This window comes from Streptomyces sp. NPDC050388 (genome assembly GCF_040655635.1).
Lineage (GTDB): Bacteria > Actinomycetota > Actinomycetes > Streptomycetales > Streptomycetaceae > Streptomyces.
The window spans coordinates 1-1,280 of sequence record NZ_JBFAKH010000156.1 but is presented as its reverse complement, the minus strand read 5'-3'; the positions used below and the strand labels follow the sequence as shown (position 1 = coordinate 1,280).

Here is a 1,280-nt window from a genome sequence, read left to right as displayed (position 1 = left end):
GCCCGCATCACGGAGGCCGGGGCGGTCGCGGTGGTCCCTCATCACCGAGCACGGAAGGAGATGGACGTCATGACCCACCTGTACGAGGTCGACGTCCCCATACGGAGCACCGAGACGCCCACCCTGCGCGGGGTGCACGTCTTCACCGGCCTGGCCGACAGCCGCAGCGCCGCCGTCCGGATCGCCCACGAGGTCTACGACGCGGCGCGCGCTGCGGCGGAGGCCGGACGCGAGATCCCCCACGGTCGGCCGGACGGCTGGGGTGCCTGCGGATACCGGCCCGGTTGGGAGCTCGACTGGCCCGCCGCAACCGTCGGCCCCTGGAGGAGCCCGTACAGCTGGCTCAACTCCAGCCCCATCGAGCTGTAGCTCCGCCCCGGGACAGCCGCTCTGCTTGGCGGCTGGACGACTGTCCCGGGCCCACCCATCCCGTACGAGACGGAGAACCCAAGTATGTCGTCCCTTCTGCGCGTTCAGGGCCGGATCGGCCAGCGCACCCTCTTACTGACGACCGTCGCCGTGCCGCTGACCGGCTGGGCGGTCCACGCGGCCGCGCTGCACAAGCAGCTCGCTGCCACCCGCCGCGACCCGCTGACCGGCCTGCTGCGCCGCGACTCCTACACCGCCCGCGCCCGCCGACTCCTGGCCCGCCACGGCGACGACACGACCGTGGCCCTCATCGACCAGGACCACTTCAAGGCCGTGAACGACACGATGGGCCACCCGGCCGGAGACGCCGTCCTGGCCGCCACCGCCGCCCGGCTCACCGCCTGGGCGGGCCCGCGCGCGGCCGTGGGCAGGCTCGGAGGCGATGAGTTCGCCGTCGTCCTGGAGCTCCCCGCCGACCGCCGCCAGGAGCGCCTCGCGCAGCTGGTCCGGATGCTGCACACGCCGGTCGTCCTGGACGACGGCCGCACCGTCGACGTCGCCGCCTCGATCGGCGCCGCGACCCCGGCCGCGATCGGCTCCCGGGACCTGACCGTGTTGCAGAGGGCGGCCGACGCCGCTCTGTACGACGGCAAGCACTCCGGCCGCGCGGTCCTCGCCCCCGCCGCTCACATCGCGGTGCCGTCCGTCAACGGGCGCCGGGCCGGCCGTCCGGGCACGGCCGCGTGGGGGCGAGCGGCATGAGCATCGCGACTCTGCCCGAGGGCGACTGGATCCGCGGCATCAGCATCCGGCAGCCGTACGCGGCCTGCATCCTCGCCGGTGCCAAAACCATCGAAAACCGTCCCGGCCGGTGGCGGACCGGCTGGGTGCTGCTGCACACGAGCAAGACC

2 protein-coding genes are annotated in these 1,280 nt (G+C 74.1%); both read left to right on the top strand.

Going from position 1 to position 1,280, the window contains the following annotated elements; translation table 11 throughout:
* The coding region (locus AB0I73_RS38970) for a hypothetical protein (protein ID WP_363045137.1) at positions 1-369 on the top strand (369 nt) is incomplete at its 5' end.
* Positions 370-453: 84 nt separating this feature from the next.
* Positions 454-1,131 carry a GGDEF domain-containing protein gene (locus AB0I73_RS38965; protein WP_363045136.1) on the top strand — a complete coding sequence of 226 codons (678 nt, stop codon included), beginning with the start codon at positions 454-456 and terminating at the stop codon, positions 1,129-1,131.
* Positions 1,132-1,280 lie beyond the last annotated feature (149 nt).